We start from the raw sequence: 24,437 nt of genomic DNA on the forward strand, positions 1-24,437 counted from the left end.
CTACTACGGCGACCCCCCCCCCCCCCCCCCCCCAAAACCCCCCGTACGAACGGCCCCCCAAAAACCCCCCCCCCAAGACGGGGGGGCCCCCCCCCCCCCCCGGGCCCCCCCCCCCCCGGGGGCCGGGGGGGGCCCCCCCCGCCGCCGTGGGCTACGGCGACGTCCTCGAGGTGTCCAACGCCCAGGTCGCGCAGGCGCTCGCGGCCTCGGGCCGCGGGATCGCGGTGGTCTCCGACGACCCGCGCTTCGGCCTGCTGCCCCTGCACATCGGGGCTCCCGCCGGGCGCGTGCGGATCAGGCTGTACGCGGCCTGGGACCCGCAGCACCATGCCGCCGAGGCCCTCGCCGCCCTGGCCGAACGACTCTCGGCGTTCTGCGTCGAGCGCTACGGCGCCGACGTCGCCGTCCGCTGAGCGGAGATCGACGTCAGAGCGGCCAGGATCCGCTCGGTGACCTCGTCGACCGGGCCGAGGCCGTCGACGGCGGCGAGGAGGTCGCGCTCGGCGTAGCTGTCGGCGAGCGGGCCGGTCTCGGCGGCGTACACCTCCAGCCGACGGCGGATGACCGACTCGGTGTCGTCGGCGCGACCCTGCTCCTCGGACCGGGCCAGGAGCCGGCTCACCAGCTCGTCGGGGTCGGCCTCGAGCAGCACCGCCGCGTCGAGCGCGACGCCGGACCGGTCCAGGATCGTGTCGAGCTCGGCGACCTGCTGGGGCGTGCGCGGATAGCCGTCGAGGAGGAACCCGTCGGCGCAGTCGCCCTCGCGCAGCCGGTCGGCGACCATGGCGTTGGTGATCTCGTCCGGGACGTACTCGCCCGCGTCCATGTACGTCTGCGCCGCCGTCCCCAACGCGGTCCGCTGGGCGACGTTCGCCCGGAAGATGTCGCCGGTCGAGATCGCGGGCACGGCGAGACGCTCGGCGATGACCGCTGCCTGGGTGCCCTTGCCGGCACCGGGCGGTCCCATCAGGAGGAGGCGCATACGGAGGGTGACCTTTCTCGAGGGTGGCGCGCTCACCCCCACGATGAGCGCGCCAGGTCGGAGGCTAGGTGCCGCTTCGCTGCGATCACGTTGCATCCGCGAGGATGCGGCCGGCGATCTCCTCCCCCACACGTACGGCGCCGTCGACGTGCTGGAAGCCGTGGCCGGCGACATCGCTGCTGCCGAACTCGATCGGCCCGAGCGGCTCGCGCAGCACCGCGCCCCAACGGGTCAGCCCGCCCAGGTCGAAGCTCGTCCCGTACGCACCGCCGGTGAGCTCCTGGTGCTGCCAGTCGCTCTCGACGTAGGTGAGCGGATCCAGCGCGGCCTCGCCGAAGTAGCAGGCCAGCGACTCCAACACCCTCCGCCGGCGCTCCTCCTCGGTGCACCGGCCGACCGCGTCCGCGCGCTCGTCGGAGACGAAGCCGACCAGGGTGCCACGCGGCTCGCCCTCGGGGGTGTTGTCGTAGACCTCGTGGACCAGCTGCCAGGGCGCGAAGCCGGTGCCGCTGAGCCCGTCGGCGCGCCAGAACGGCGTCGCGTACTGCGCCTGCACCTTGATGACCAGTCCGAACGACTGGTGCTCGCGGGCGATCCGGTGCTCTGCCGGGAGCTCCGGGCTGAACCGGATCCGCTTGACCAGGGTCGGCGGGACCGCGAGGACCAGCCGACGCGCGGCGTGGATCTCGGCACCCACGTGGACGACGGCACCGTCCTCGTCCCACTCGATGTGGGTGACGTCCTGACCGAGCCGGACCCGGTCACCCAGACGCGAGGCCAGGGTCAGCGGCACCCGCTGCAGGCCGCCGACGACCCGGCGGTCGAGGATCACGTCGGCGTCGACGAGGTTGCTGAACGACCCCGCGCTGGCGGCCATCTGCACTGCCTGGAGCGCGGAGAACGAGTGGGCGGGCTTCGTCAGCATCGCCGGCCCGATGTAGAGGGCGACGTTGTCGACCGCGACCGGGTCGTCGCACTGCTGCTCGAGCCAGGCACGGAACGAGACGCTGTCGAGGTGAGCTGCGTCGTCGAGCTCCCACGGCCGGGCCGGGTCCATCGCGGCGGCCAGCCCGTCGAGGGTCTTGGTCAGCTGCTCGATCGCCGCCGAGGTGGACTCAGCGACCGGCAGGTCGTCACCGAAGCGGTGCGCGACCCCGGCCCTGTCGACGTAGAGCGACTCGCCCTCGCGAAAGCGCGGGTAGGTCGGCAGGCCGAGCTCGTCGAGGATCCCGATGAGGGCGTCCTGGTCGGGCGAGACCCACTGGCCGCCGATCTCGAAGTCGGCCTCGGCCCCGGGCGCACCGTGCGCCTCGGTCCGCAGCCGGCCGCCGACGCGGTCGCGCGCCTCCAGGACGAGTACGTCCTGGCCCGCCTGGGCCAGTCGCCAGGCCGCGGTCAGGCCGGTCACGCCGGCGCCGACCACGATCACGTCGTGGGTGGTCATGTCAGTTCTCCTATTTGTCGATGTCGGTGTCGGTGGGGCGCCGGTCGGGACGCCGGTCAGGACGCTGGGCGAGCAGCGGGAGGCTCGGGTCCCAGCGGGTCCCGTCGGCCTCGTCGCGCTTGCGGCGGGCGATCCCCGAGAGGGCCTCGAGGACGACCCGGTTGGCGAGGAACGAGGTGATGTCGGCGTGGTCGTACGGCGGGGACACCTCGACGACGTCGATGCCGACCACCGGCAGCTCGTAGGCGATCCGGCGTACCGCGTCGAGCAGCTGACGGGCGGTGAGGCCGCCCGGCTCCGGGGTGCCGGTGCCGGGGGCGTGCCCGGGGTCGCAGACGTCGATGTCGACCGAGAGGAAGACGCCGTCGCACTCGTCGGTGGCGATGGTGAACGCCTCGGTGAGGCACTCCCCCAGACCGCGGTGGACGATCTCGGTCATCTCGTAGGACCGCATGCCCTGCTCGGCCATCCAGTCCAGCGTCTCGGGCTCGGGCCAGTAGCCGCGCAGCCCCATCTGCAGGAACCGGTCGCCGCGCAGCGCGCCCGACTCGATGAGCCGGCGCATCGGCTGACCGTGCCCGATCAGCGAGCCGAACTCGATGTCCCCGGTGTCGGCGTGGGCGTCGAAGTGGATCATCGAGACGCGGCCCTGGCCGAGGTGCTGGGCGACGCCCGCGGCATCGGGCCAGGCGATCGTGTGGTCGCCGCCGAGCACCAGCGGGATGGCGCCGTTGCTCGTCACGGCGTGCACGGCCTCCTGCAGGTCGCGCACCGACCGCTCGGCGTCGCCGGAGAACATCTCCACGTCGCCCGCGTCCAGCACACGGATGTCCTGCAGGGCGTCGACGCGCATCGCCAGCGAGGGTCGTGATCCGTCATGGGCCAGGTAGCAGGTCTGCCGGATGAACTGCGGGCCGAACCGGGTGCCCGACCGGTGCGAGGTGCCTCCGTCGAAGGGGGCGCCGAGGATGACCACATCGGCACCCTCGTACGTCGCGGGGTCGGCCCAGTCACACCGGTCGACACCCAGGAAGGTGATGTCGGGGCCGAACTGGGTTCCGTAGCGAGCCATGGCGTTCTTCTCTCGTTCGATTCTGGTGGTGGATGTGTCTAATCCTCGGTCGGGTCGACGACGAGGAACCGCTCGCCGGGCCGTCGGGCGAGGTAGAGGTGGTAGTAGGCGAGGGCGGCGACCACGATCCCGGCCGTGATCAGGACGTCCGTCCGCGCGGAGCCGGCCAGCGCGTAGCCGATCGCGCCGATGACGATCAGCGGCGGCAGCGGCCACAGCGGCATCCGCCAGCCCTGCGCAGTGTGGCCACGGCGGCGGGCACGGAGCGCGGCGATCGCGACGACGACGTACATCGTGGAGATGACCACCGAGGTCACGCCGAGCAGCGCCTCGATCTCGACCGCGCCGGCCAGGATCGCGCCGGGGATGCCGATGACGAGGGTGGCGAGCCACGGGGTGGCGTAGCGGGGGTGCAGCTTGGTGAGGACACCGTTGACCGGTGCCGGCCAGGAGCGGTCGCGCGCAGAGGCGTAGACGACCCGGGCGTTCTGCAGCACCATCACGATGACGGCGTTGAGGATCGCGATGGCGATGGCGACGTTCACGGCGACCGCGACGCGCTCGCCGCCCCAGGCGGCGACCCACTGGGAGAAGCTGCCGGAGGCGAGGTCGCTGAGGTCGTCGACCGCGAGGACCGTGGTCACGGTCGGGACGAGGATCACCAGACCGCCCAGGCCGAGGGTCCAGAAGATGACGCGGGCGACGTTGCGGCGCGGGTCCACGATCTCCTCGGAGAGGTAGACGGTGGTGCCGAAGCCGCTGACCAGGAACGTGCTCACCGCGAGACCGGAGATGAGGACCGCCAGGGTGAAGGGCTCCAGGCCGTTCTCACCGATGACATGCGGCGAGACCAGCTCGCCGGGGCCGCGCTGGACGTGGCCGAGCCCGAGGATCGTGACGACGACGGCGGCGATCATCTCGAGGGCGAGGAAGGTGCCGGTGACGACGGCGTTGGCCTTGATGTTGAGGATCGCCGTGGCGGTCGAGAGGAGCATCACGATCGCACCGGTCGCGGCCCGCGGCAGCTCCACCAGGTCGGCCAGGTAGTCGGCGGTGCCGAGCGCGAAGATCGGTGGGATGAGCCAGAGCAGCACGCCCGCCAGGGAGAACGTCAGCCAGCCCATCGACCTGCCGAGGGTCTGGGTGACCATCGCGTACTCGCCGCCGGAGCTGGCCGTGCGGGTGCCGAGCTCGGCGTAGCACGCGGCGATCGCGATCGAGACCGCGAAGCCCGCGACCACGGCCAGCACCGCGCCGCTCCCCTGGGTCGCGAACAGCTCCGGGACGATGATGAACAGGCTCGAGGCAGGCGTGATGCACGAGAGCACCAGCAGGACGGCGGCGCCGGGTCCGAGCACCCGGGCGAGCCGGTGCCGTTCCTGCGCCGGCTTCACCTCGTCCGGGCTCACCTGCATGGATTCGATCATCGCGGGTCTCCTTGGGGATGAGGGTACAGCGAGTTTTGAACGCTGTACAAAACTTTGAACGGCATTCAAAGTGACCCAGATCACCGCTAGAGTCAAGGGGTGAGCCCGAAGATTTCGCCACGCGAGCACGAGGAGACACTGTCGAGGTGACGCGCACACGCTCCAACCGACGTCTGGAACGACCCCGCGAGCAGGTGCTCGCGACCACCCTGGAGATGGTGGCCGAGGAAGGGCTCGCCAAGGTCACGATGGCCTCCCTCGCCGCCCGGCTCGGCACCAGCGGCGGCCACCTCCTCTACTACTTCGGCACCCGCAACGGCCTGCTCCTCGAGACCCTGCGCTGGAGCGAGAGCGAGTACGCGGCGCAGCGAGCGCCCCTCCTGGAGAAGGTCGAGGCCTCCGGCTCCGGCGGGGTCGAGGCGCTGCTGGCCTTCACCGACGTCTACCTCGCCCTCGACGAGCGCGACCCGCGCTGGCTGCTCTGGCTCGAGCTGTGGGCACGGGCGCCGTACGACGCCGAGCTCGCCGCCGCCCAGCACGCGATGGACGACGAGTGGCACGCCGACCTGGTCCGGCTCTTCGCCGCCGCGCTCCCCGAGGTGCCCGACCGGGAAGCCGTCTCCGAGCGCCTACGGGCGATGTGGGACGGCTTCAGCATCGGCATCGTCACCGGCGGTGGCACGGAGCTGCGCGAGCGCGCCCTCGAGCACACCCGCGCAGCCGTCACCGGAGACAAGGGGTAGCGGGCATGTCGATCGCATCCTGGTTCCCCGAGGCCCAGCTGGGCATCTTCGTCCACTGGGGCATCTACAGCGTCGACGGCGTCGCGGAGTCCTGGTCGTTCTACGACGGCCGGGTCCCCTACGCCGACTACATGGCCCAGCTCGACGGCTTCACCGCCTCGAGGTTCGACGCCGACGCCTGGGCCGAACTCTTCGAGCGGGCCGGGGCGACCTACGCCGTGCTCACCGCCAAGCACCACGACGGGGTCGCGCTCTACGACACCGCCGCCAACGACCTCTCCGTGATCACCCGGACACCGGCGGGCCGCGACCTCGTCGCCGAGTTCGTCGAGGCCGTACGCCGCCGGGGGATGAAGGTCGGCCTCTACTTCTCCCACCTCGACTGGTCGCATCCGGACTACGCGACGGTGCGACCGGCCGTGCAGCACCACGTGGTGCAGGACAACCCCTACGCCGTCCCGCGGCCCGGCGCGGAGGAGCCCGAGCGCTGGGAGCGCTACCTGGACTTCCACCGCGCCCAGATCCGGGAGCTGGTGACCCGCTACGAGCCGGATCTGCTCTGGTTCGACGGCGAGTGGGAGCGCGACGAGCGGCAGTGGCGGATGCGGGAGCTGCGTGCGGAGCTGCGCGAGCTCGCGCCCGAGATGGTCGTCAATGGCCGGATGCTCGGCCACGGCGACTACGTCACCCCGGAACAGGGCGTTCCGGTCGTGCCGCCGGACGGCCCCTGGGAGCTCTGCCTGACCATCAACGACTCCTGGGGCTGGCAGCCGCAGGACGAGAACCACAAGTCACCACGCCAGCTCGTACGCACCTTCGTCGAGACCATCGGCGGTGGCGGCAACCTGCTCCTCGACGTCGGCCCGCGCGAGGACGGCACCATCACCCCCGAGCAGACCGAGCGCCTCGAGGCCCTCGGCGACTGGGTCGCGCGCCACTCCCCCGCGGTCCGCGGCATCCGCCGCGGCCTCCCCCACGGTCACTTCTACGGTCCGACCGCGGTCTCGGCCGACGGCCGCACCCTGTTCCTCTACGTCCTGGACCGCCCCAACGACTATGTCGTGGTCCGCGGCCTGCGCAACCAGGTGCTGAAGGCGTACGTCCTCGGGAGCGGCGCCGAGCTCGACCATCAGCGCATCGGCGGCCTCCACGAGGTCCCCGGCTGGGAGTACGTCTTCACCACCGACGACGCCCTCGACCCGCTGTGCACCGTGATCGCCCTCGAGCTCGACGGCGAGGTCTCGGTCCACCGGGAGTACGAGGACCACTAGGGCGTGTCTGGTAAAGACACGGCGGCCGCGAGCGGCGTTTCGGGCCGATCTGGCAAAGGCCACTTCGTTCAGACCTCCGGTGGGAAGGCATCCTGGTGGCTGTCGAGCGGCGGCAACGCAGCCAGATCGGATGCGAAACGTCGCGTAGCGGGCGTGGATTTGCCAGACATGCCCTAGTCCTCCAGGACGTAGCGCAGATAGCGCTCGGGGTTCGACAGGAACCGCCGGGTCAGGTTGACCGGCTCGGCGTCGTCGTAGGCGACCTCCTCGACGCGCCCGTCCTCGTCGAACTGCAGGATCTTCGCTCCGGGCACCGAGAGCAGGATCGGTGAGTGGGTGGCGATGATGAACTGGGACCGCTCGTCGGCGAGCTCGATGATGCGAGCGACGAGCGCCAGGCAGCCCCTGACCGAGAGAGCGGCCTCGGGCTCGTCGAGGATGTAGAGCCCGTGGGGCCGGAAGCGGTGCATCACCAGGTCGAGGAACGACTCGCCGTGAGAGCGCTCATGGAACGAGACCCCGCCGTAGGCCGGAAGGAGCGGCTCCGGCGAAGCCGCGTCCAGTCGCTCGATCTCGGTGGCGACGTTGTAGAACGACTCGGCCCGCAGGAAGTAGCCGCTTCGCGGACGCCTGAGGCCGCGCTGGACCGTGATGTAGTCGGCGAGCGACGACTCGCTCGCTCGGGTGGCGAACCGGAACGAGGTGGACCCACCCTCGGCGTTGAACCCCGAGGCGACCGCGATCGCCTCGATGATCGTGGACTTCCCGGTGCCGTTGTCGCCGACGAGGAACGTCACCCGCTCGTCGAGCTCGATGCCGTCCCCGCCGGCCAGCTCGCGCACCGCCGGCAGGGTGAACGGATAGCGACCGGTGTCATGACGGGGGTCGAGGGTGATCCGGGCGACGAAGCGCTCGTCGAACCGCATCCTCAGCCCGCCGGATCGATCGGCGGGCGCCGGGTGCCGGTCGGGTCGAGGCGCTCGAGCACGCTCCCGGCGATCTCGGAGAGCTGGTCGACCTGATCGGGAGTCAGGGCGTCGAAGACGTACTCGCGCACCGCGTCCACGTGACCGGGGGCGGAGGCGACCATCTTCTCGAGACCGGCCTCGGTGAGACGTACGTTGGTCGCTCGGCGGTCGCCCGGGCAGCTGTGGCGCTCGATGAGGCCGCGGTCGGCGAGGCGCTTGACCACGTTGGAGAGCCTCGGCAGCGTGGCGTTGGTGTAGCCGGCCAGCTCGGTCATCCGCAGGGTCCGGTCGGGCACCTCGGAGAGCATGGCCAGCACGCCGTAGTCGAAATGGGTCAGGCCGGCATCGCGGCGCAGCTGGGAGTCGAGAGCCCCCGGGAGCAGCTCGAGCACGGCGATGAGGCGAACCCATGCCGCCCGCTCCGCCGGCGACAGCCAGTTGCCCTCCACGCCAGGGAGTGTGCCGCAGAAAGTTGCGCGGAACAAACAACGGTCGCCTAGAGTTAGTTCAAGCAACAACTATTGCGCCGAACCGCAGGAGCCCGCCATGACCACCGCCCCCGAGAGCACGACCGCCGCCGCGGACGCCCGCCTCCCGCAGACGCATCCGTTCGCCCAGCACCTGCGGACGGTCCAGGCGCGCGAGGCGGCCGACCCGCATCGCGCCTGGACGCCGGCCGACGGGCCGCTGCCGAGCCTCTACCTGTCCCACGGCGGTGGACCGCTGCCGCTGCAGAGCCCGGAGTGGCTGGACCCGCTGCACACCTGGGCACGGTCGCTGCCCCGGCCGAAGGCCATCCTGGTCGTCTCCGCCCACTGGGAGTCGGCGCCGCTCTCGATCAGCGCGACCCGCCCCGACGAACTGGTCTACGACTTCGGCGGCTTCGACCCGATCTACCACTCGGTGCGCTACGACACCCCGGACGCGAGCGAGCTCGCCCGTACGACCGCGGCGCTGATGCCCGACGCCGAGACCGCCCACCAGCACACCCGCCGCGGCCTCGACCACGGCGCCTGGGTGCCGCTGAAGATCATGTACCCGGCCGCCGACATCCCGGTCGTGCAGCTCTCGCTGCCCACCGATGATCCCGACAAGCTGCTGGCCCTCGGCGAGCGCCTGCGGCCGCTGCGCGAGGAGGGCGTGCTCGTGGTCGGCTCGGGCCACATGACCCACGGGCTGCCCTTCATCACCCGCGAGATGATGACCGAGAACGTGCCGGCCGGCTGGTCCTCCGACTTCGACGCCTGGGCCGCCGACGCCCTGGACCGCGGCGACGTCGCCGAGCTGGCCAGGTTCCGCACCGCCGCCCCGGGCATGCCGTACGCCCACCCGACCGTCGAGCACTTCACCCCGCTCTTCGTCACCCTGGGCGCGGCCACAGACCCGACGGCACCGGTCACCACCACCCTGGACGGCTATGGCCTGGGACTCTCCCGCCGCTCCTTCCAAGCGGCCTGAAGCTGGACCGACAGAACGGGCGCCAGCGGCATCCGGGCGAGCAGCAGGGCCTGGTAGGCGTGGTAGACGTCGGGCTTGCCGTGCCAGATGACGTGTGACGGGCGGTTGTGCTCGTCCAGCTCGTGATGCCAGCTGCCGAGCTCGTGGTCGAGCAGGTGCTCGGCGGCGTACGTCTCGAAGCGCTCGCGCCACTCCTCATAGCCCACCTCCCCGGTGCGGGTGTGCAGGGCGCCCGCGGCGGCGATCGCCTCGGCGGCCACCCAGTGCAGCCGCAGGCGGGTGACGGGGGTTCCGTCCCAGGAGGTCGTGTAGACGAAGCCCGGCTCGCCGTCGGGAGACCAGCCGACCTCGACGGCACGCGCGAAGAGCGCCCGCGCGTCCTCGACCAGCCACGACGGAGGATCCGGCAGAGAAGCGTCCAGGTGCAGGAGCAGCCGCGACCACTCCAGCAGGTGCCCCGGCGTGCAGCCGTAGGGGCGGAACGGGTCGCCGGGACGGTCGGCGTTGTAGTCCGGGAGCGGCGACCAGGAGAGGTCGAAGTGCTCGGGCAGGTCATAGCCGTGGGAGCGGGCGACACCATGGATCAGGTGCTCGGCGATCGCGAGCGCCCGCTGGTGCCATGCGCGGTCACCGGTGACGTCACCGGCGGCCAGGAACGCCTCGACGGTGTGCATGCTGGAGTTGGCCCCGCGATAGGCCTCCCCCGACGCCAGCTCGCGCTCGAGGCTGTCGACCACCCGGCCGTCCTCGTCGAGGAAGTGCTGCTGCATCACGCCCAGCGCCTCGTCGAGCAGCGCGTCCGCACCGGGCACACCGGCCGCGAGGCCGCTGCTCGCGGCCAGGATCACGAAGGCGTGGGCGTAGGCCTCCTTGAGGGTGCCGACCGGCTCGCCCTCGGCCGAGACCGAGGCGTACCAGCCACCGAGCTCGTCGTCGCGCAGCGCTCCCGACAGCGCTCGGATGCCATGGGCCGCGAGCTCCGCGGCGTCGTCGACGTCCCCGCGCAGGTGGGCGAGGGCGAAGACGTGGGTCATCCGGGCGGTGATCCAGGTGTGCACCGGCTCGGCAGGGTCCGGGCGACCCGAGTCGTCCAGCCACCAGAAGCCGGCGGGCGAGGCCGCCGACGGCCGGGCGAACCCGGCCAGCCGACGGCACTCGACGTCCGTGTCGATCATCCCTTGACCGAGCCGGCCATCAGCCCGCCCACGAAGTAGCGGCCGAGCAGGATGTAGATGATCAGCGTCGGGACGGACGCGATCAGCGCGCCCGCCATGCTGGCGGAGTAGTCCTGCAGCTGACCGCTTGCCAGGAAGTTGAGCGCGATCGTCACCGGCCCGTTGCGCGAGGTGGAGAAGAAGAGCGCGAACAGGTAGTCGTTCCAGGCCGAGGTGAACTGCCACATCAGCACCACCACGAACGCCGGCGCGGAGATCGGCAGGATGATCGAGGCGTACGTCCGGAGCATGCCGGCACCGTCGACCCGGGCGGCCTCGACGAGCTCGACCGGGACCCCCGCGTAGTAGTTGCGGAAGATCAGCGTGGTGATCGGCAGACCGTAGACCACGTGCAGCACGATCAGGCTCGGGACGCCGTTCGGGACACCGAGGTTGCCCATCAGCTGCACCAGGGGCACCATCACCGCCTGGTAGGGGATGAACATCCCGAACAGGATCAGCGTGAACACCACGTCGGCGCCCGGGAACCGCCACTTCGAGAGCACGAACCCGTTCATCGAGCCGAGCACCGAGGAGATGATCGAGGCCGGGATGACCATGGCGAAGGTGCGCCCCAGGGCCGGCCCGAGCTGCTCCCAGGCGCGCGACCAGCCGGCCGTCTCCCAGGACTCGGGGAGCTTCCAGGCGTTGGCGGGAGTCGCGTCGCCGAGCCCCTTGAAGCTGGTCACGAGCAGGACGTACGCCGGGAGCAGGACGATCAGCGCGAAGAGGATCAGCAGGACGTACTTGATCGTGCGCCAGATCCCGCGCGAGCGCTCGCCCGGGATCTTGGTCGCGACGGCTGCCGGGATGGCATCGGTCGTCATCGGCGGCGCTCCTGACGGTAGGTGGAAACGAGGTAGGGAACGATCAGGATGGCCACGATCACCAGCAGGACGGTGCCGATGGCGGCCGACTTGGCGTAGTCGCCGCGGGTGAACTCGATCCACATCTGGGTGGCCGGCACCTGGGTCGTGTAGTTGGTCTGGCCCGCGATGGCCATGATCAGGTCGAAGACCTTCAGCGACATGTGGCCGATGATGATGATCGCCGAGAGGGCGACCGGGCTCAGCTGCGGGAAGATGACGTGGCGGTAGAGCTGCCACTCCGAGGCGCCGTCCATCCGGGCCGCCTCGCGCAGCTCCTCGGGAATGCCGCGGAAGCCGGCCAGGAAGAGGGCCATCACGTAGCCGCTGAGCTGCCAGATCGCGGGGACCGCGATCGCGAGGATGCCCCACCGCTCGTGGGTCCACCAGGGGTTCTGCAGGAAGTCGAGGTGGAGAGTCTCGAAGAGCCGGTTCAGACCGGAGGCACGCTCACCCTCGGCGTTGTTGAGCAGCCAGCGCCAGACCACACCGGAGGCGACGAACGAGACCGCCATCGGGAACAGGTAGATGGCCCGGAACAGCGACTCGCCGCGAGCCTTGCGCTCGAGCAGCCACGCCCACAGGAACCCCAGGCACAGGGTGCCGACGAGGAACGTCGCGGTGTAGAGCAGCAGGTTGCGCAGCGAGTAGATGAAGTCGTCGTCGGCGAACAGGTCGCGATAGTTGTCAAGACCGGCGAAACCCTGGGACGGCCCGATGGTGTGGCGGTCCTGCAGGGACGTGTTGATGTTGGACCCGATCAGGCCGTAGACGAAGACACCGATGACGATGACGGTCGGCAGGATCAGGAGTACGGGTGCGACCCACCCGTGGCCGCCGCTGCGGCCCTTGGGCCGCCTGGGCTGCTTGGGCCGCTTGACGGCGCTGGGCACCGTGGAGGACATGTGTCCGTCCTTTCACACAGGGGGTCCGAGGGGCCACGGCGGATGGTGCGGCCGCAGCCCCTCGGACCAGATGATCTCGTCAGGCTCGGGAGAGCCCCGTCACTCGGGCTTGTTGTCCTCGGCGGCCTCGACAAGGCCGTCCTGGAGCTCGGCGACGTCCTTGTTGCTGCCGAACTTCGCCACGGCGGCGGTGACGTCGGTCAGCCAGTTGACCGAGGTCGCGGCGCCGTGGGCGAGCGAGGACACGATCTCGTCCTCGCCCCACGACTTGATCGCGGTCTGCTGGTACTCACCGAAGTCGGCGGTGTCGGCCGTGGTGCTGGCCGGGATCGAGCCCTTCGCCTTGTTGAAGGCCACCTGGCCCTCGTCGCTGGCGATGGTGTCGAGCCAGGCCTCGGTGCCGTCGGGGTTGGGGCCGTCGACCGGCATGGTGAACGAGTCGGCCAGGAAGTCGAAGACGCCCTCGGTGCCCGGGACCGGGACCGCGGTGTAGTCGGTGCCGAGCGTCTTCTTCTGCTCCTGGAAGGCTGCCTCGGCCCAGTCACCCATGACGTTGAACGCGGCGTCGCCGTCGATGACCAGCTGGGTCGCGTCCGGCCAGTCGAGACCCTGGCGGTCGGTGTTGGTCAGCGAGAGGAGCGTGTTGTAGTCCGCCAGCGCGGCCTCGACCTCGCTGCCGCCCCAGTCGGTCGTGCCGTCCCACAGACCGTTGTACGCCTCGGCGCCCAGATCGGCGAGGAGCACGGTCTCGAGCAGGTGGACCTGGGTCCAGTCGGTCGCGATCGAGAGCGGGATGATGCCCTTGGCCTTGATCTTCTTCAGGTCGGCGATCCAGGCGTCGAGCGAGTCGTAGGTCTTGTTGGCCTCGATGCCGGCCTTCTCCAGGACGGCCGGGTTGGCCCAGAGCACGTTGGCTCGGTGGATGTTCGAGGGGACGGAGTAGATGCCGCCGTCCTGGGTCAGACGCTCGAGCAGGCCCTCGGGGAACTGCTCGTTCCAGCCCTTCTCCTCGTAGAGGTCGGTGAGGTCCTCGATCTGGCCGGCGTTGATGTAGTCGGTCAGCTCGGCACCCGCGTGTGCCTGGAAGGTGGCCGGCGGCTCACCGTTCTGCAGGCGGGACTGGAGCACGTTCTTCGCGTCGCTGCCGGCGCCACCGGCGACGGCGCCGTTGACGAACTTCTGGTCGGGGTTCTGCTCGTCGAACACCTTGACCAAGGCGTCGAGCCCGGCCTTCTCACTGCCCTCGGCCCACCAGGTGAAGACCTCCACCTCATCGGTGCTGCCGCTCTCGTTGTCGCTGCCGCAGGCGGAGACCGCCAGCAGGCTCAGGGCGGCCAGGCCGGCGGCCAGGGCCTTACGCGTTGCGTTCATCTTTGATCCTCCGGTTGCGCGACCGCCACGTCGGTGTGTGATCTGGGTTACTCGCGGTCGCGTGCCGGGACAACGTACGCCTCTTGGTTCTGTCCAGTCAACGCATAACGAAGGACGTTTTCAACCTGAGATCTGTCGCAAATCGACATAATCACCTACAGTCACGCCATGACCACTCCGGAATCGCGGCTGCGCGTCGCCAACCGTTCCCAGGTCCTGGACCTGCTGGGACGGTCGGCGCCGGTCAGCCGCGCCGAGCTCGCCCAGCGCACGGGACTCTCCCGCAGCACCGTGTCGAGCATCGTCCAGGAGCTGCTCGCCTCCGAGCAGATCGTCGAGACCACCGGCGCCGCCCTGGCCCGGGGAGGCGGGCGACCGCCGTCGCTCCTCACCATCAGCGGCTCCCCCGGCACGCTCATCGGGGTCGACATCGGCCATCGCCACGTCCGGGTCGCGGTAGCCGACCTCACCGCGAAGCCGCTCATCGACCACGAGATCCGGCTCGATGTCGACAACTCCGCGGTCGAGACCATCGACCGTGCCGCCGCACTCGTGCGCGAGTGCCTGGCCGAGGTGGGCATCGACCCGAAGAGGGACCGCGTCCTCGGTGTCGGCATGGGGATTCCCGGCCCCGTCGACCCGCACAGCGGCATCGTCGTCTCCCCCATTCTCGGGAACTGGATGGACCTGGCCCCGGGCGAGGAGCTCGCCCGCCGCATCGGCATGCCCGTCAAGATCGAGAACGACGCCAACCTCGGCGCGCTCGCCGAGGTCGAGTACGGCGCCGCGCGCGACGTCGACGACGTCATCTACGTCAAGGCGTCCAGCGGCATCGGCGCCGGACTGGTCCTGGCCGGCAAGCTCTACCGCGGGATCACCGGGATCGCGGGCGAGATCGGTCACGTACGTTTCGAGGACAACGGCCCGATCTGCCGGTGCGGCAACCGCGGCTGCCTGGAGAAGGCCTTCGGCGGGTCCCGGCTGGTCGAGCTGCTGCAGCCCGCCTACGACGAGACGCTCACCGTCGAGCGCCTGCTCGAGCTCGCCCAGGAGGGCGACATCCGGGTCAACCGGATCCTCGACGACGCCGGCCGCGCGGTCGGCCGCGTGCTGGCCGACCTCTGCAACCACCTCAACCCGGCGCTGATCGTGGTGGGCGACACGATGCGCCAGTCGGAGTCCTTCGTCCTCGGCATCAAGGACTCGATCGACCGCTTCACCCAGCCCGACACCGCTGCCGCGCTCGATGTCGTCCCCAGCGAGCTCGGCGACAACGCGGGTGTCATGGGGGCGCTGGTCATCGCCGGATCGGCCGCTCCGGCACCGTCGGGAACAATATGAGCGCCTGCTTACGTTGAGCACCTCGTGACTTCACTCTTCTCGCAGCTGAGCCTGGGTCCCACGACCCTCCCCAACCGCGTCCTGATGGCGCCACTGACCCGGATGCGGGCATCCCAGCCCGGCGACGTACCCAACCCGCTGATGGCGGACTACTACCGCCAGCGTGCCTCGGCGGGGCTGATCGTCTCCGAGGGCACCCAGATCTCGCCGCAGGGCAAGGGCTACATGGACACCCCCGGCATCTACTCCGCCGAGCAGGTCGAGGGGTGGCGCCACGTCACCGACACCGTCCACGAGGCCGGCGGCCGGATCGCCGCGCAGCTGTGGCACACCGGCCGGGTCTCCCACGAGGCCTTCCACGACGGCGACCTCCCGGTCAGCGCCTCCGCGCTCCCCTACCGCAACCGCACGACCGTACGCGGCGAGGACGGCACCCCGACCCGGGTCAACTGCCCCACGCCCCGCGCCCTGGAGACCGCCGAGATCGCGGACCTGATCGAGGACTACCGCCGCGCCACCCGCAACGCCCGCGAGGCCGGGTTCGACCTGGTCGAGATCCACGCCGCCCACGGCTACCTGCTCCACCAGTTCACCAGCGCGAGCAGCAACGAGCGCACCGACTCCTACGGCGGCTCGCTCGAGAACCGAGCGCGGCTGACGCTGGAGGTGCTCGACGCGGTCGTCGAGGAGTGGGACGCCGAGCACGTCGGCATCCGGATCTCCCCGATCGGCTCCTTCAACGGGCTCGAGGACCCCGAGGGCGCCGAGATGGGCCTCCACCTGGCTGCCGAGATCGGCAAGCGCGGCATCGCCTTCCTGCACCTGTCCGAGCCCGACTGGGCCGGCGGGCCCGAGCTCTCCGACGACTACCGCAAGCAGCTGCGCACCGCGCACCCCGGCCCGATCGTCGGCGCCGGCGCCTACACCTCGGAGAAGGCCTCCCGCCTGCTCGAGGCCGACCTGATCGACGCGGCCGCGTTCGGGCGTACGTTCATCGCGAACCCGGACCTGCCCCGGCGCCTCGAGCAGAGCCTGCCGCTCAACGAGCCCGACCTGTCGACCTTCTACGGCGGCGGCGAGGCCGGCTACACCGACTACCCCGAGTGGACCGCCTGAATTCATCCCGGTCTCACCTGAACCCGCACGGCGGAGGACTCTTCTCTGGCATGGTCCTCCGCCATGCGGGTTCTCGTGACTTCTGCCCTGTCCCTCGCGCTGCTCGGTGGCGCGCTCGCCCCCTCGTCGGCGGCCCAGACCTCCGAGCCCGCCCCTGACCCGGTAGCGCTGGTCGACCCGCTGATCGGCTCCTCGAACGGTGGCAACACCTACCCCGGAGCCGTACGCCCCTTCGGGATGCTCTCCTTCAGCCCGACCTCCACGGCCGGCGACCAGACCAACACCGCCGCGTCGAACGGCTACACCTACGACACCACGCGGCTGCGCGGCTTCTCGCTGACTCACGTCAACGGCGCGGGCTGCCACCCCGGCGCCGCAGGCGATGTGCCGATCTTCCCGCACACCGGCGAGATGACCGGTTCGCCCACCGCGGACGTGACCGATGCGACGTACGCCTCGAACTTCAGCCACGCCGACGAGCTGGCCGAGCCGGGGCGCTACCGGCTGGGCCTGGCAAACGGCGCCGAGGTCGACACCGCGGTGACCACCCGGGCCTCGGTCAGCGACCTGACCTTCCCCACGGACAAGCCGGCCAACCTGCTCTTCCGCACCTCCAACTCGCTCAACGGCAGCGAGAGCGCGGTGACGCGGATCGACGAGGCGAAGCGAACCGTCAGCGGCTCGGTGCACACCGGCGCGTTCTGCGGCCGGCGCGGCAACGGCGGCGGGAGCAACAAGCGCTCCTACTACCGGCTCTACTTCACCGCCCAGTTCGACCGCGGCTTCAGCGGACACGGCACCTGGGTGAACGGCGAGCTCCAGCCCGGATCCACCGAGGCGCGGGGTGGCGAGGGCTACGAGACCGGCGCCGCCCGGCAGGGACAGGGCTCGGGCGGCTATGTCTCCTTCGACGCCGGCCGCGACCAGAGCGTGCGGATGCGGATCGGGATCTCCTACACCAGCCAGGCGGCGGCCGAGGCCAACCTCGCCGCCGAGATCGGGCGGCGTGACACCGTCTCGACCGTCGCCTCGGATGCCAGGGCCGAGTGGCGCCGGGCGCTCTCCTCGATCGAGGTCTCCGGTGGCACCGATGAGGAGCAGACGGCGTTCTACACCGGCCTCTACCACTCCTACCTGCAGCCCAACATCATCTCCGACGTGGCCGGCACCTACTGGGGCAGCGACCAGGAGGTCCACCGGATCGAGCGCGGCCAGCAGGCCCAGTACGGCAACTTCTCCGGCTGGGACCAGTACCGCGCCCACACCCAGCTGCTCGCGCTCCTGGAGCCGCGGGTCGCCGGCGACTTCGCCCGCTCGCTGCACGCCTACGCGCGTCAGCACGGCGGCGTCTGGGACCGCTGGGTCCACCTGAGCGGCTGGACGCACGTGATGACCGGCGACCCCAGCGCCCCCACGCTGGCCGGCTTCTACGCGCTCGGCGTCCGCAACTTCGACGCCGCCGGGGCGTACGAGTCGCTGGTCCGCCAGGCGACGGTGCCGCACCCCGACGGGCTCTCCAACTACGGCTGCCCGGGCCAGTGCATCGGCCAGCGGCCGAACCTGGCCGACTACCTGGCCAAGGGCTACGCGCCCCAGGACACCTGCCGCTGCTGGGGCGGCGCCGCGGAGACCCTCGAGGATGCCGTCGCCGACTACTCGCTCGCCGACTGGGGCCGGCGCCTCGACGCCTCCGCTGCCGAGACGGACTCGCTGATGGAGCGGGCCGGCTGGTGGCAGCACACCTTCAACCCGTCGGCGACCACCACGGACGGCTACCAGCAGGCCCGCAACGCCGACGGGAGCTGGGTCTCCGGCTTCACCCCGTCGACCCAGACCGGCTTCGCGCAAGGGAGCAGCGCGACGTACACCTGGATGGTGCCGCACGACGTCGCCCGGCTGGCCGGGGCCGTGGGCGGGCGCGAGCGCGCGATCCAGCGGCTGGATGCGTTCTTCCACAAGGCCGACGGCTCCTGGCAGTACACCGGCGGCGACGCGCTGCGCTACGACCCCACCAACGAGCCCGGCATCCACATCCCGTGGATGTACAACGCCCTCGGCGCACCTTGGAAGACCCAGGAGACGGTCCGCGCGATGGCATCGCTGGCCTACGGGACCGGACCGCGCGGCCTGCCCGGCAACGACGACCTCGGCACCATGTCCGCCTGGTACGTCTTCGCCGCGATGGGCATCTACCCGCAGGACCCCGCCCGCGCCGAGATGCTCATCTCCAGCCCGATCTTCGAGCGCGTCGTGATCCACCGCGGCAACGGCGTCGACATCACCATCGAGTCCCCCGGCGCCGGCGCCGAGAACATCTACGTCCGGTCGGTCACCCTCGACGGCACGCCACGCACCCGGTCGTGGCTCCCCGAGTCGGTGATGAACCACGGCGGCACCGTCCGCATCGACGTCGGCGCCGACCCGAACCGCGCCTGGGGCACCGCCGAGGCCGACCTGCCGATCTACCACACCGACTAATGATGCACTTGTTACGAGGTCATCATGCACTCATAATGAGTGCATGGCCTACCTGCAGATCCGCGACATCCCCGACGACGTACGCGATGTCCTCGCCCAGCGCGCTAAGGACCGCGGACAGTCGCTGAACTCCTACCTGCGTGACGTCGTCCTCCGGGAGGCGTCGTTCGCCAACAACCAGGCCTTGATCGACCGCGTGGTCGCGAGCAGGGGCGATTCGAAGTTCACCACCGAGGATGTGCTCGCCGCGCGCGACACGGCCCGCGGCGAGCGCTCCCAGGGCGCCGCGTGATCGTCCCCGACGCTTCCGCAGTAGCGCTTCTCTTCGCCGACCCCGACGCCGACTTCCGGGTGAACGCGGCGACCAAGATCCTTGCCGACGACCCCGAATGGGTCGTTCCGGAAGTCTGGCGGACCGAGGTGCTCAGCGTCTTCCGCGGCCTCCTCCTGGGCGGCAAGCTCACCGACCAGGACGCAGAACAGGCGTTGCACTGGCTCCAGGCGATCACGGTGATCACCGCACCGACCGGGCCGCACCTCACCCGAATGTGGGAGCTGCGCAGCAACCTGTCGACCTACGACGCCGGCTACGTCGCAGTCGCCGAGTCACATGACCTGACCCTCGTCACCGCCGACGTGCGCATCGCAAAGGCCGGCGTCGCACGCTGCCCGGTGAGAATGATCAGCTGACACGAGACCTCCGCGCACCGAGGGGACTACCCGACTGACCGTCACCATCTGCGAAGATTCGGGGCGTGAGCACTTCGACGACGTCACGCGGCAACGCTCTCGACCGGTTCTTCCAGATCAGCGCACGCGGCTCGACGGTCGGGCGTGAGGTCCGCGGTGGGGTGGTCACGTTCTTCACGATGGCCTACATCGTCGCGCTGAACCCGCTGATCCTCGGGTTCGCGCAGGACGTCAACGGCGACCTCCTCGGCGGGAACGGCGGCGACAACCTGGCTGCGATTGCCGCCGGAACCGCGCTGGTGGCGGGCGTGATGACGATCCTGATGGGCCTCGCGGCCAACTACCCGCTGGCGCTGGCGACCGGACTCGGGCTCAACGCGTTCGTGGCGTTCTCGATCGCGAGCCAGATGACCTGGGCCGACGCGATGGGGCTGGTGGTGATCGAGGGTCTGGTGATCCTCGTGCTGGTGCTCACCGGGTTCCGGGAGGCCGTCTTCCACGCCGTGCCGCGCGAACTCAAGACCGCGATCTCGGTCGGGATCGGCCTGTTCATCGCGGTGATCGGGTTCGTCGACGCCGGGTTCGTGCGCCGCATCCCCGACGCCGCGAACACGACCGTCCCGGTCCAGCTCGGCCCGACCGGGCAGCTCGCCGGCTGGCCGGTGCTGGTCTTCGTCATCGGCCTGGCCCTGGTGATCACGCTGTGGGTGCGCAAGGTGCGCGGCGCGATCCTGATCTCGATCGCGGCGACCACGGTGCTGGCGATCGTCGTCGAGTCGATCGCCGGGCTCGGCAAGGGCAGCGCCGAGAACCCGACCGGCTGGGCGCTCAACGTGCCGGCCTTCCCGGACAAGATCGTCGACTGGCCCTCGTTCACGACGCTGGGCGAGTTCAACCTGCTCGGCTCGTTCGAGAACGTCGGCATCGTGACCGCGCTGCTGCTGGTCTTCACGCTCATGCTCGCCGACTTCTTCGACACCATGGGCACGATGACGGCCATCGGCTCCGAGGCCGGTCTGCTGCGTGCGGACGGCACCCCGCCGCGTACGCGCTCGATCCTGGTCGTCGACTCGCTGGCCGCCGCGGCCGGTGGCGCCGGTGGCGTCTCCTCCAACACCTCCTACGTCGAGTCTGCCTCCGGCGTCGGCGAGGGTGCCCGCACCGGTCTGGCGGCGGTCGTGACCGGTGTGCTCTTCCTGCTCACCACGTTCCTCTCCCCGCTCGTCGAGATCATCCCGTCGGAGGCGGCAGTGCCCGCCCTGGTGCTGGTCGGTTTCCTGATGATGCAGCAGGTCAAGGACATCAACTGGGCCGACCCGGACATCGCGATCCCGGCGTTCCTGACGATCGCGCTGATGCCGTTCACCTACTCGATCTCGGTGGGCATCGGCGCCGGCTTCCTGGCGTACGTCCTCATCAAGATCGTCCGCGGCAAGGCAAAGAGCGTGCACCCGCTGATGTGGCTCGTCGCCGTCATGTTCGCCGTCTACTTCGCGATCCACCCGATCTCGAGCTGGATCGGCTGATGGACCCGTCCACCCGGCAGCCGCTGCGCGAGGTGGTCGCCCGCGACATCCGTCGCAAGATCATGGCCGGCGAGCTCGCCCCCGGCGACCGGTTGCGCGAGCAGGCGCTCGCCACCGAGTACGGGGTCTCCCGCGTGCCGGCGCGGGAGGCGCTGCACGTGCTGGCCCAGGAGGGGTTCGTCGACACCGTGCCGCGCCGCGGCGCGACGGTGGCCTTCCCCTCGGCGCAGAAGACCCGGCAGCTCATGGTCATCCGGGAGAACCTCGAGGTGCTGGCTGCCGGCCTGGCAGCCCGCCGGCACGGGGGCGACCAGGGCGAGGAGCTGACCGAGGTGCTCGAGCTCGGCACCAGCGCGACCGCCGTCGGCGACTATGCCGCCCTGCCGGAGCTGATCGCGCGGTTCCACGACGCGATCGGGATCGCCTCGGGCAACGACGAGCTCGCCAAGATGACCCGCTCGCTGCGGATGCAGGTGCGCTGGGTCTTCGAGATGCAGCTCGAGGAGCGGTCGAGCACGTCGTGGAAGCACCACCAGGAGATCGCCGAGGCGGTCCTCGCCGGTGACCAGGAGCTGGCCGAGTCCTCGATGCGCGCCGACGTCACCCGTGACGCCGACCTGCTCGTCGACCTGCTGGTCGCGCGCGCCGAGCGCCGGCGCCCCTGAACCGACCGGGCTTAACCAGACCCGACGTCTTCTGAAACGAGGACGAAACCGCACGCTGTTTGTATACAAGAATGATCGAACGGTATACGGAGCCGCCCGTGCTGGTGGCCGGCAACAGCGTCACCAGGTCGTTCCCCAACGGCACCACCGCGCTCGCCGAGGCGAGCTTCGAGATCCGCGCCGGTGAGTTCGTCTCCTTCGTCGGGCCCTCGGGCTGCGGCAAGTCGACGATGCTCCGCATGGTCGCCGGCCTCGACGTGCCGACCAGCGGCAGCGTCGAGCGCGGCGACGGCGAGATCGGCTACGTCTTCCAGGACGCGACGCTGCTGCCGTGGCGTACGGCCCTGGGCAACGTCCTCCTCCCGCTGCGGCTCGCCGGGACGAAGAAGGGCCGGATCAAGAGGCTCGAGGCCGAGGAGCGGGCGCGGGCGGCGCTCGAGGTCGTCGGGCTGGCCGCGTACGCGGACCATCGGCCGGCCCAGCTCTCGGGCGGGATGCGGATGCGGGTCTCGATCGCCCGCTCGCTGGTCCAGCGGCCGGAGCTGTTCCTCTTCGACGAGCCGTTCGGCGCCCTCGACGAGATCACCCGCCAGGACCTCAACGGCCAGCTCGACACCCTGATGGCGACCGACCCGTTCACCGGGATCTTCGTGACCCACTCGGTCCCCGAGGCGGTCTTCCTCTCCGACCGGGTGCTGGTCTTCTCCTCCCAGCCGGGACGGATCGTCGCCGACCTTCGCATCGACCTGCCCCGGCCGCGACCTGAGGGGCTGCGCTTCAGCAGCGAGTACGCCGAGCTGTGCCGTCAGGTCTCCGACGCCCTCGCCGGTGCCCACCAGAGCACGGACCCGAAGACGGAGGCCGCCGCATGACCGCGCTCCTGGAGACCCAGCCGGAGACCCGCCCGTTGACGAAGGTCCCGTTCCTGCGCTTCGACCCGGGCCACGGCAGCCGGACCGTACGCTGGGTCGCCCCCGTCCTCACCCTGGTGGTCGTCCTCGGGGTGTGGACGCTGGTGAGCACCCAGCTCCTCTCCCCCACCCGCCAGTTCCTGCTGCCCTCGCCGTGGGAGGTGCTCGAGGCGGGCTTCCTGCAAGAGGCCGGCCGGACCGAGATCTTCACGGCCCTGTGGTCGACCACGAGGATCGCCCTGGTCGGGCTGGTGCTGGCGATGGCGATCGGGGTCTTCTTCGCGGTCGTGATGAGCCAGGCCCGCTGGGCGGAGGCCTCGTTCTACCCCTACGCCGTGATCCTGCAGACCATCCCGATCCTGGCGATGGTGCCGCTGCTCGGGTTCTGGTTCGGCTACGACTTCACCTCGCGGCTGGTCGTGTGCGTGCTGCACTCGCTGTTCCCGATCATCACCAACACGATGTTCGGCATCGCCTCGGTCGACGACAATCTGCACGACCAGTTCTCGCTCTTCCGCGCCTCGCGCTGGCAGCGGCTCATCCACCTCCAGCTGCCCGCCGCGCTCCCCGCGGCGCTGGCCGGCTTCCGGATCTCGGCCGGGATGGCGGTGGTCGGCTCGATCATCGCCGACTTCTTCTTCCGGCAGGGACAGCCCGGCATCGGCCGGCTGATCGACACCTACCGGCAGAGCCTCGACACCGACCTGATGATGGCCGCCCTCGCTGCCTCCTCGCTCGTCGGGATCGTCCTCTTCCTGCTCTTCGGCGCCGTCCTGCGCGCCGTCGAGACCCGCCGTTCCCCCCGTCGCTGACCCCCACACCCTGGAGAGAACCCCATGACGTACGCCCGTTGGACCCGCATCACTGCCACCACCGCCCTCGCCGCGCTCGCCCTGACCGGATGCGGCGGCAGCGAGGAGGCGATCGGCGACCCCGACGCCCCGAAGGGCTCGCTCGCCGCCGTCTGCCCGGCGACCGTGGTCATCCAGACCGACTGGTACGCCACCCCCGAGCGCTCCCCCGCCTACAACCTGATCGGCCCCGACGGCGAGATCGACGTCGACAAGGGCGCCTACGTCGGCGAGATCGGCGACACCGGCGTCACCGCCGAGATCCGGCTCGGCGGGCCGTTCATCGGCGGCCAGCCGGTGACCGCGCAGCTCTACACCGACGACACCATCGACCTCGGCGTCGTCGCCACCGACATCGCGATCCGCGACTACGAGAAGTTCCCCACCCGTGGCGTGTTCACGATGATGCAGAAGTCGCCGTTCATGGTGATGTTCGACCCCACCAAGTTCCCCGAGGTGAAGACCTGGGACGACCTCAAAGCCACCGGGGCGCCGGTCCTGCACGCCCAGGGCGTCAGCTGGGTCGACTACCTGGTGCACGAGGGCCTCGTCGACGAGAAGCAGCTCGACGGCTCCTTCGACGGCAGCCCCAGCCGGTTCGTCGCCGACGACGGCGCGCTGTTCCAGCAGGGCTACGTCAGCAACGAGCCCTATCGCTGGGAGCACGACGTCGCCGAGTGGGCGAAGCCGACCGCCCACCTGATGCTCGACGACGCCGGCTACCAGGTCTACCAGCAGGCGTACGCGGTCCGGGCGGATGACGAGGAGACGCTGAGCCCGTGCCTGAAGGAGCTGGTGCCGCTGCTGCAGCAGTCGGAGATCGACTACTTGAAGGATCCGACGCCGGTCAACGACACCCTGATCGAGATCGCCGACGCCATCAAGGACGGTCCCCCGATCACCCCCGGCGGCAACGAGAACTCGGTGAAGGTCCAGGTCGAGACGGGCCTGGTCGCGAACGGCCCGGACGGCGCCTACGGCAGCTTCGACGTCGCGCGCGTCGACAGCGTGATCGAGAAGATGACGGCCGTGCTGAAGGACGGCGGCAAGGACGTCCCGGAGATCACCGGCGACGACCTGGTCACCAACGACTACATCGACCCCGAGATCAAGCGTTGACCCCAGTGCAGGCAAGCAC

24 protein-coding genes are annotated in these 24,437 nt (G+C 70.4%); 14 read left to right on the forward strand and 10 right to left on the reverse strand.

Features of this window, described 5'->3' with window-relative positions; translation table 11 throughout:
- Positions 1-146 precede the first annotated feature (146 nt).
- Entirely contained in the window at positions 147-413 is a 267-nt protein-coding gene (locus tag ACFU7D_RS16685) for a hypothetical protein (protein WP_378868937.1), read from the forward strand.
- Here ACFU7D_RS16685 and ACFU7D_RS16690 read toward each other — a convergent pair.
- The 4 genes from ACFU7D_RS16690 to ACFU7D_RS16705 all read right to left on the reverse strand — a co-directional run bounded on the left by ACFU7D_RS16690 (position 386) and on the right by ACFU7D_RS16705 (position 4,925).
- Entirely contained in the window at positions 386-982 is a 597-nt protein-coding gene (locus ACFU7D_RS16690) for an adenylate kinase (protein WP_378868939.1), read from the reverse strand. The genes ACFU7D_RS16685 and ACFU7D_RS16690 overlap by 28 nt on opposite strands.
- Before the next feature lie 85 nt (positions 983-1,067).
- Positions 1,068-2,426, reverse strand: coding sequence for a flavin monoamine oxidase family protein (locus ACFU7D_RS16695; protein WP_378868942.1), 1,359 nt, complete (start codon positions 2,424-2,426; stop codon positions 1,068-1,070).
- Between the two features lie 10 nt (positions 2,427-2,436).
- On the reverse strand, positions 2,437-3,498 hold the full coding sequence (gene speB / locus ACFU7D_RS16700; protein WP_378868944.1) for an agmatinase: 1,062 nt from the start codon (positions 3,496-3,498) through the stop codon (positions 2,437-2,439).
- Between the two features lie 38 nt (positions 3,499-3,536).
- Positions 3,537-4,925, reverse strand: coding sequence for an APC family permease (locus ACFU7D_RS16705; protein ID WP_378868946.1), 1,389 nt, complete (start codon positions 4,923-4,925; stop codon positions 3,537-3,539).
- A gap of 146 nt (positions 4,926-5,071) precedes the next feature.
- Here ACFU7D_RS16705 and ACFU7D_RS16710 point away from each other — a divergent pair, with 146 nt between their 5' ends.
- The gene (locus ACFU7D_RS16710; RefSeq protein ID WP_378868947.1) at positions 5,072-5,668 is read left to right on the forward strand and encodes a TetR/AcrR family transcriptional regulator; all 597 of its coding nucleotides are present in this window, start codon (positions 5,072-5,074) and stop codon (positions 5,666-5,668) included.
- Positions 5,669-5,673: 5 nt separating this feature from the next.
- A complete protein-coding gene (locus ACFU7D_RS16715) occupies positions 5,674-6,939 on the forward strand; it encodes an alpha-L-fucosidase (RefSeq protein ID WP_378868948.1) in 1,266 nt (421 codons plus the stop codon).
- 173 nt (positions 6,940-7,112) lie between these two features.
- Here ACFU7D_RS16715 and ACFU7D_RS16720 read toward each other — a convergent pair whose 3' ends face one another.
- Together ACFU7D_RS16720 and ACFU7D_RS16725 are read right to left on the reverse strand one after the other, a co-directional pair.
- The gene (locus tag ACFU7D_RS16720; protein WP_378868951.1) at positions 7,113-7,865 is read right to left on the reverse strand and encodes an AAA family ATPase; all 753 of its coding nucleotides are present in this window, start codon (positions 7,863-7,865) and stop codon (positions 7,113-7,115) included.
- A gap of 2 nt (positions 7,866-7,867) precedes the next feature.
- Positions 7,868-8,356 (reverse strand): MarR family winged helix-turn-helix transcriptional regulator, encoded by a 489-nt coding sequence (locus ACFU7D_RS16725; protein WP_378727577.1) that lies wholly within the window; start codon positions 8,354-8,356, stop codon positions 7,868-7,870.
- A gap of 97 nt (positions 8,357-8,453) precedes the next feature.
- Here ACFU7D_RS16725 and ACFU7D_RS16730 point away from each other — a divergent pair, with 97 nt between their 5' ends.
- The gene (locus tag ACFU7D_RS16730; RefSeq protein ID WP_378868954.1) at positions 8,454-9,365 is read left to right on the forward strand and encodes a dioxygenase; all 912 of its coding nucleotides are present in this window, start codon (positions 8,454-8,456) and stop codon (positions 9,363-9,365) included.
- Here ACFU7D_RS16730 and ACFU7D_RS16735 read toward each other — a convergent pair.
- The 4 genes from ACFU7D_RS16735 to ACFU7D_RS16750 form a co-directional block, all read right to left on the reverse strand.
- Complete coding sequence (locus ACFU7D_RS16735) at positions 9,323-10,540, reverse strand: AGE family epimerase/isomerase (protein ID WP_378868957.1); 1,218 nt, start codon at positions 10,538-10,540, stop codon at positions 9,323-9,325. The two genes, ACFU7D_RS16730 and ACFU7D_RS16735, sit on opposite strands and share 43 nt — an antisense overlap.
- Positions 10,537-11,406 carry a carbohydrate ABC transporter permease gene (locus ACFU7D_RS16740; protein ID WP_378727580.1) on the reverse strand — a complete coding sequence of 290 codons (870 nt, stop codon included), beginning with the start codon at positions 11,404-11,406 and terminating at the stop codon, positions 10,537-10,539. Before ACFU7D_RS16740 ends, ACFU7D_RS16735 begins: the two co-directional genes overlap by 4 nt.
- Positions 11,403-12,350, reverse strand: a complete 948-nt coding sequence (locus tag ACFU7D_RS16745; protein ID WP_378868960.1) for a carbohydrate ABC transporter permease — start codon at positions 12,348-12,350, stop codon at positions 11,403-11,405. Before ACFU7D_RS16745 ends, ACFU7D_RS16740 begins: the two co-directional genes overlap by 4 nt.
- Positions 12,351-12,449: 99 nt before the next feature.
- Positions 12,450-13,721: an ABC transporter substrate-binding protein gene (locus ACFU7D_RS16750; RefSeq protein ID WP_378868962.1), complete on the reverse strand. Its 1,272-nt coding sequence runs from the start codon at positions 13,719-13,721 to the stop codon at positions 12,450-12,452.
- Positions 13,722-13,889: 168 nt separating this feature from the next.
- Here ACFU7D_RS16750 and ACFU7D_RS16755 point away from each other — a divergent pair, with 168 nt between their 5' ends.
- From ACFU7D_RS16755 to ACFU7D_RS16800, 10 genes are all read left to right on the forward strand, one after another.
- Positions 13,890-15,062, forward strand: coding sequence for an ROK family protein (locus tag ACFU7D_RS16755; protein WP_378868964.1), 1,173 nt, complete (start codon positions 13,890-13,892; stop codon positions 15,060-15,062).
- Positions 15,063-15,086: 24 nt separating this feature from the next.
- Positions 15,087-16,178, forward strand: coding sequence for an N-ethylmaleimide reductase (gene nemA / locus ACFU7D_RS16760; RefSeq protein WP_378727584.1), 1,092 nt, complete (start codon positions 15,087-15,089; stop codon positions 16,176-16,178).
- Positions 16,179-16,241: 63 nt separating this feature from the next.
- Positions 16,242-18,656 (forward strand): GH92 family glycosyl hydrolase, encoded by a 2,415-nt coding sequence (locus ACFU7D_RS16765; protein ID WP_378868966.1) that lies wholly within the window; start codon positions 16,242-16,244, stop codon positions 18,654-18,656.
- Positions 18,657-18,699: 43 nt separating this feature from the next.
- Positions 18,700-18,948 (forward strand): hypothetical protein, encoded by a 249-nt coding sequence (locus tag ACFU7D_RS16770; RefSeq protein ID WP_378727586.1) that lies wholly within the window; start codon positions 18,700-18,702, stop codon positions 18,946-18,948.
- A complete protein-coding gene (locus ACFU7D_RS16775) occupies positions 18,945-19,346 on the forward strand; it encodes a type II toxin-antitoxin system VapC family toxin (protein WP_378868969.1) in 402 nt (133 codons plus the stop codon). The genes ACFU7D_RS16770 and ACFU7D_RS16775 overlap by 4 nt, the downstream gene beginning before the upstream one ends.
- Before the next feature lie 65 nt (positions 19,347-19,411).
- Positions 19,412-20,872, forward strand: a complete 1,461-nt coding sequence (locus ACFU7D_RS16780) for an NCS2 family permease (RefSeq protein WP_378727588.1) — start codon at positions 19,412-19,414, stop codon at positions 20,870-20,872.
- Complete coding sequence (locus ACFU7D_RS16785; RefSeq protein WP_378868972.1) at positions 20,872-21,537, forward strand: GntR family transcriptional regulator; 666 nt, start codon at positions 20,872-20,874, stop codon at positions 21,535-21,537. The genes ACFU7D_RS16780 and ACFU7D_RS16785 overlap by 1 nt, the downstream gene beginning before the upstream one ends.
- A 71-nt stretch (positions 21,538-21,608) precedes the next feature.
- Positions 21,609-22,409 (forward strand): ABC transporter ATP-binding protein, encoded by an 801-nt coding sequence (locus ACFU7D_RS16790; protein ID WP_378868974.1) that lies wholly within the window; start codon positions 21,609-21,611, stop codon positions 22,407-22,409.
- Positions 22,406-23,260, forward strand: coding sequence for an ABC transporter permease (locus ACFU7D_RS16795; RefSeq protein ID WP_378727591.1), 855 nt, complete (start codon positions 22,406-22,408; stop codon positions 23,258-23,260). The genes ACFU7D_RS16790 and ACFU7D_RS16795 overlap by 4 nt, the downstream gene beginning before the upstream one ends.
- 24 nt (positions 23,261-23,284) lie before the next feature.
- The gene (locus ACFU7D_RS16800; protein WP_378868976.1) at positions 23,285-24,418 is read left to right on the forward strand and encodes a hypothetical protein; all 1,134 of its coding nucleotides are present in this window, start codon (positions 23,285-23,287) and stop codon (positions 24,416-24,418) included.
- Positions 24,419-24,437 lie beyond the last annotated feature (19 nt).

The organism is Nocardioides sp. NPDC057577, from assembly GCF_042801335.1.
In the GTDB taxonomy this organism is placed as follows: Bacteria; Actinomycetota; Actinomycetes; order Propionibacteriales; family Nocardioidaceae; genus Nocardioides.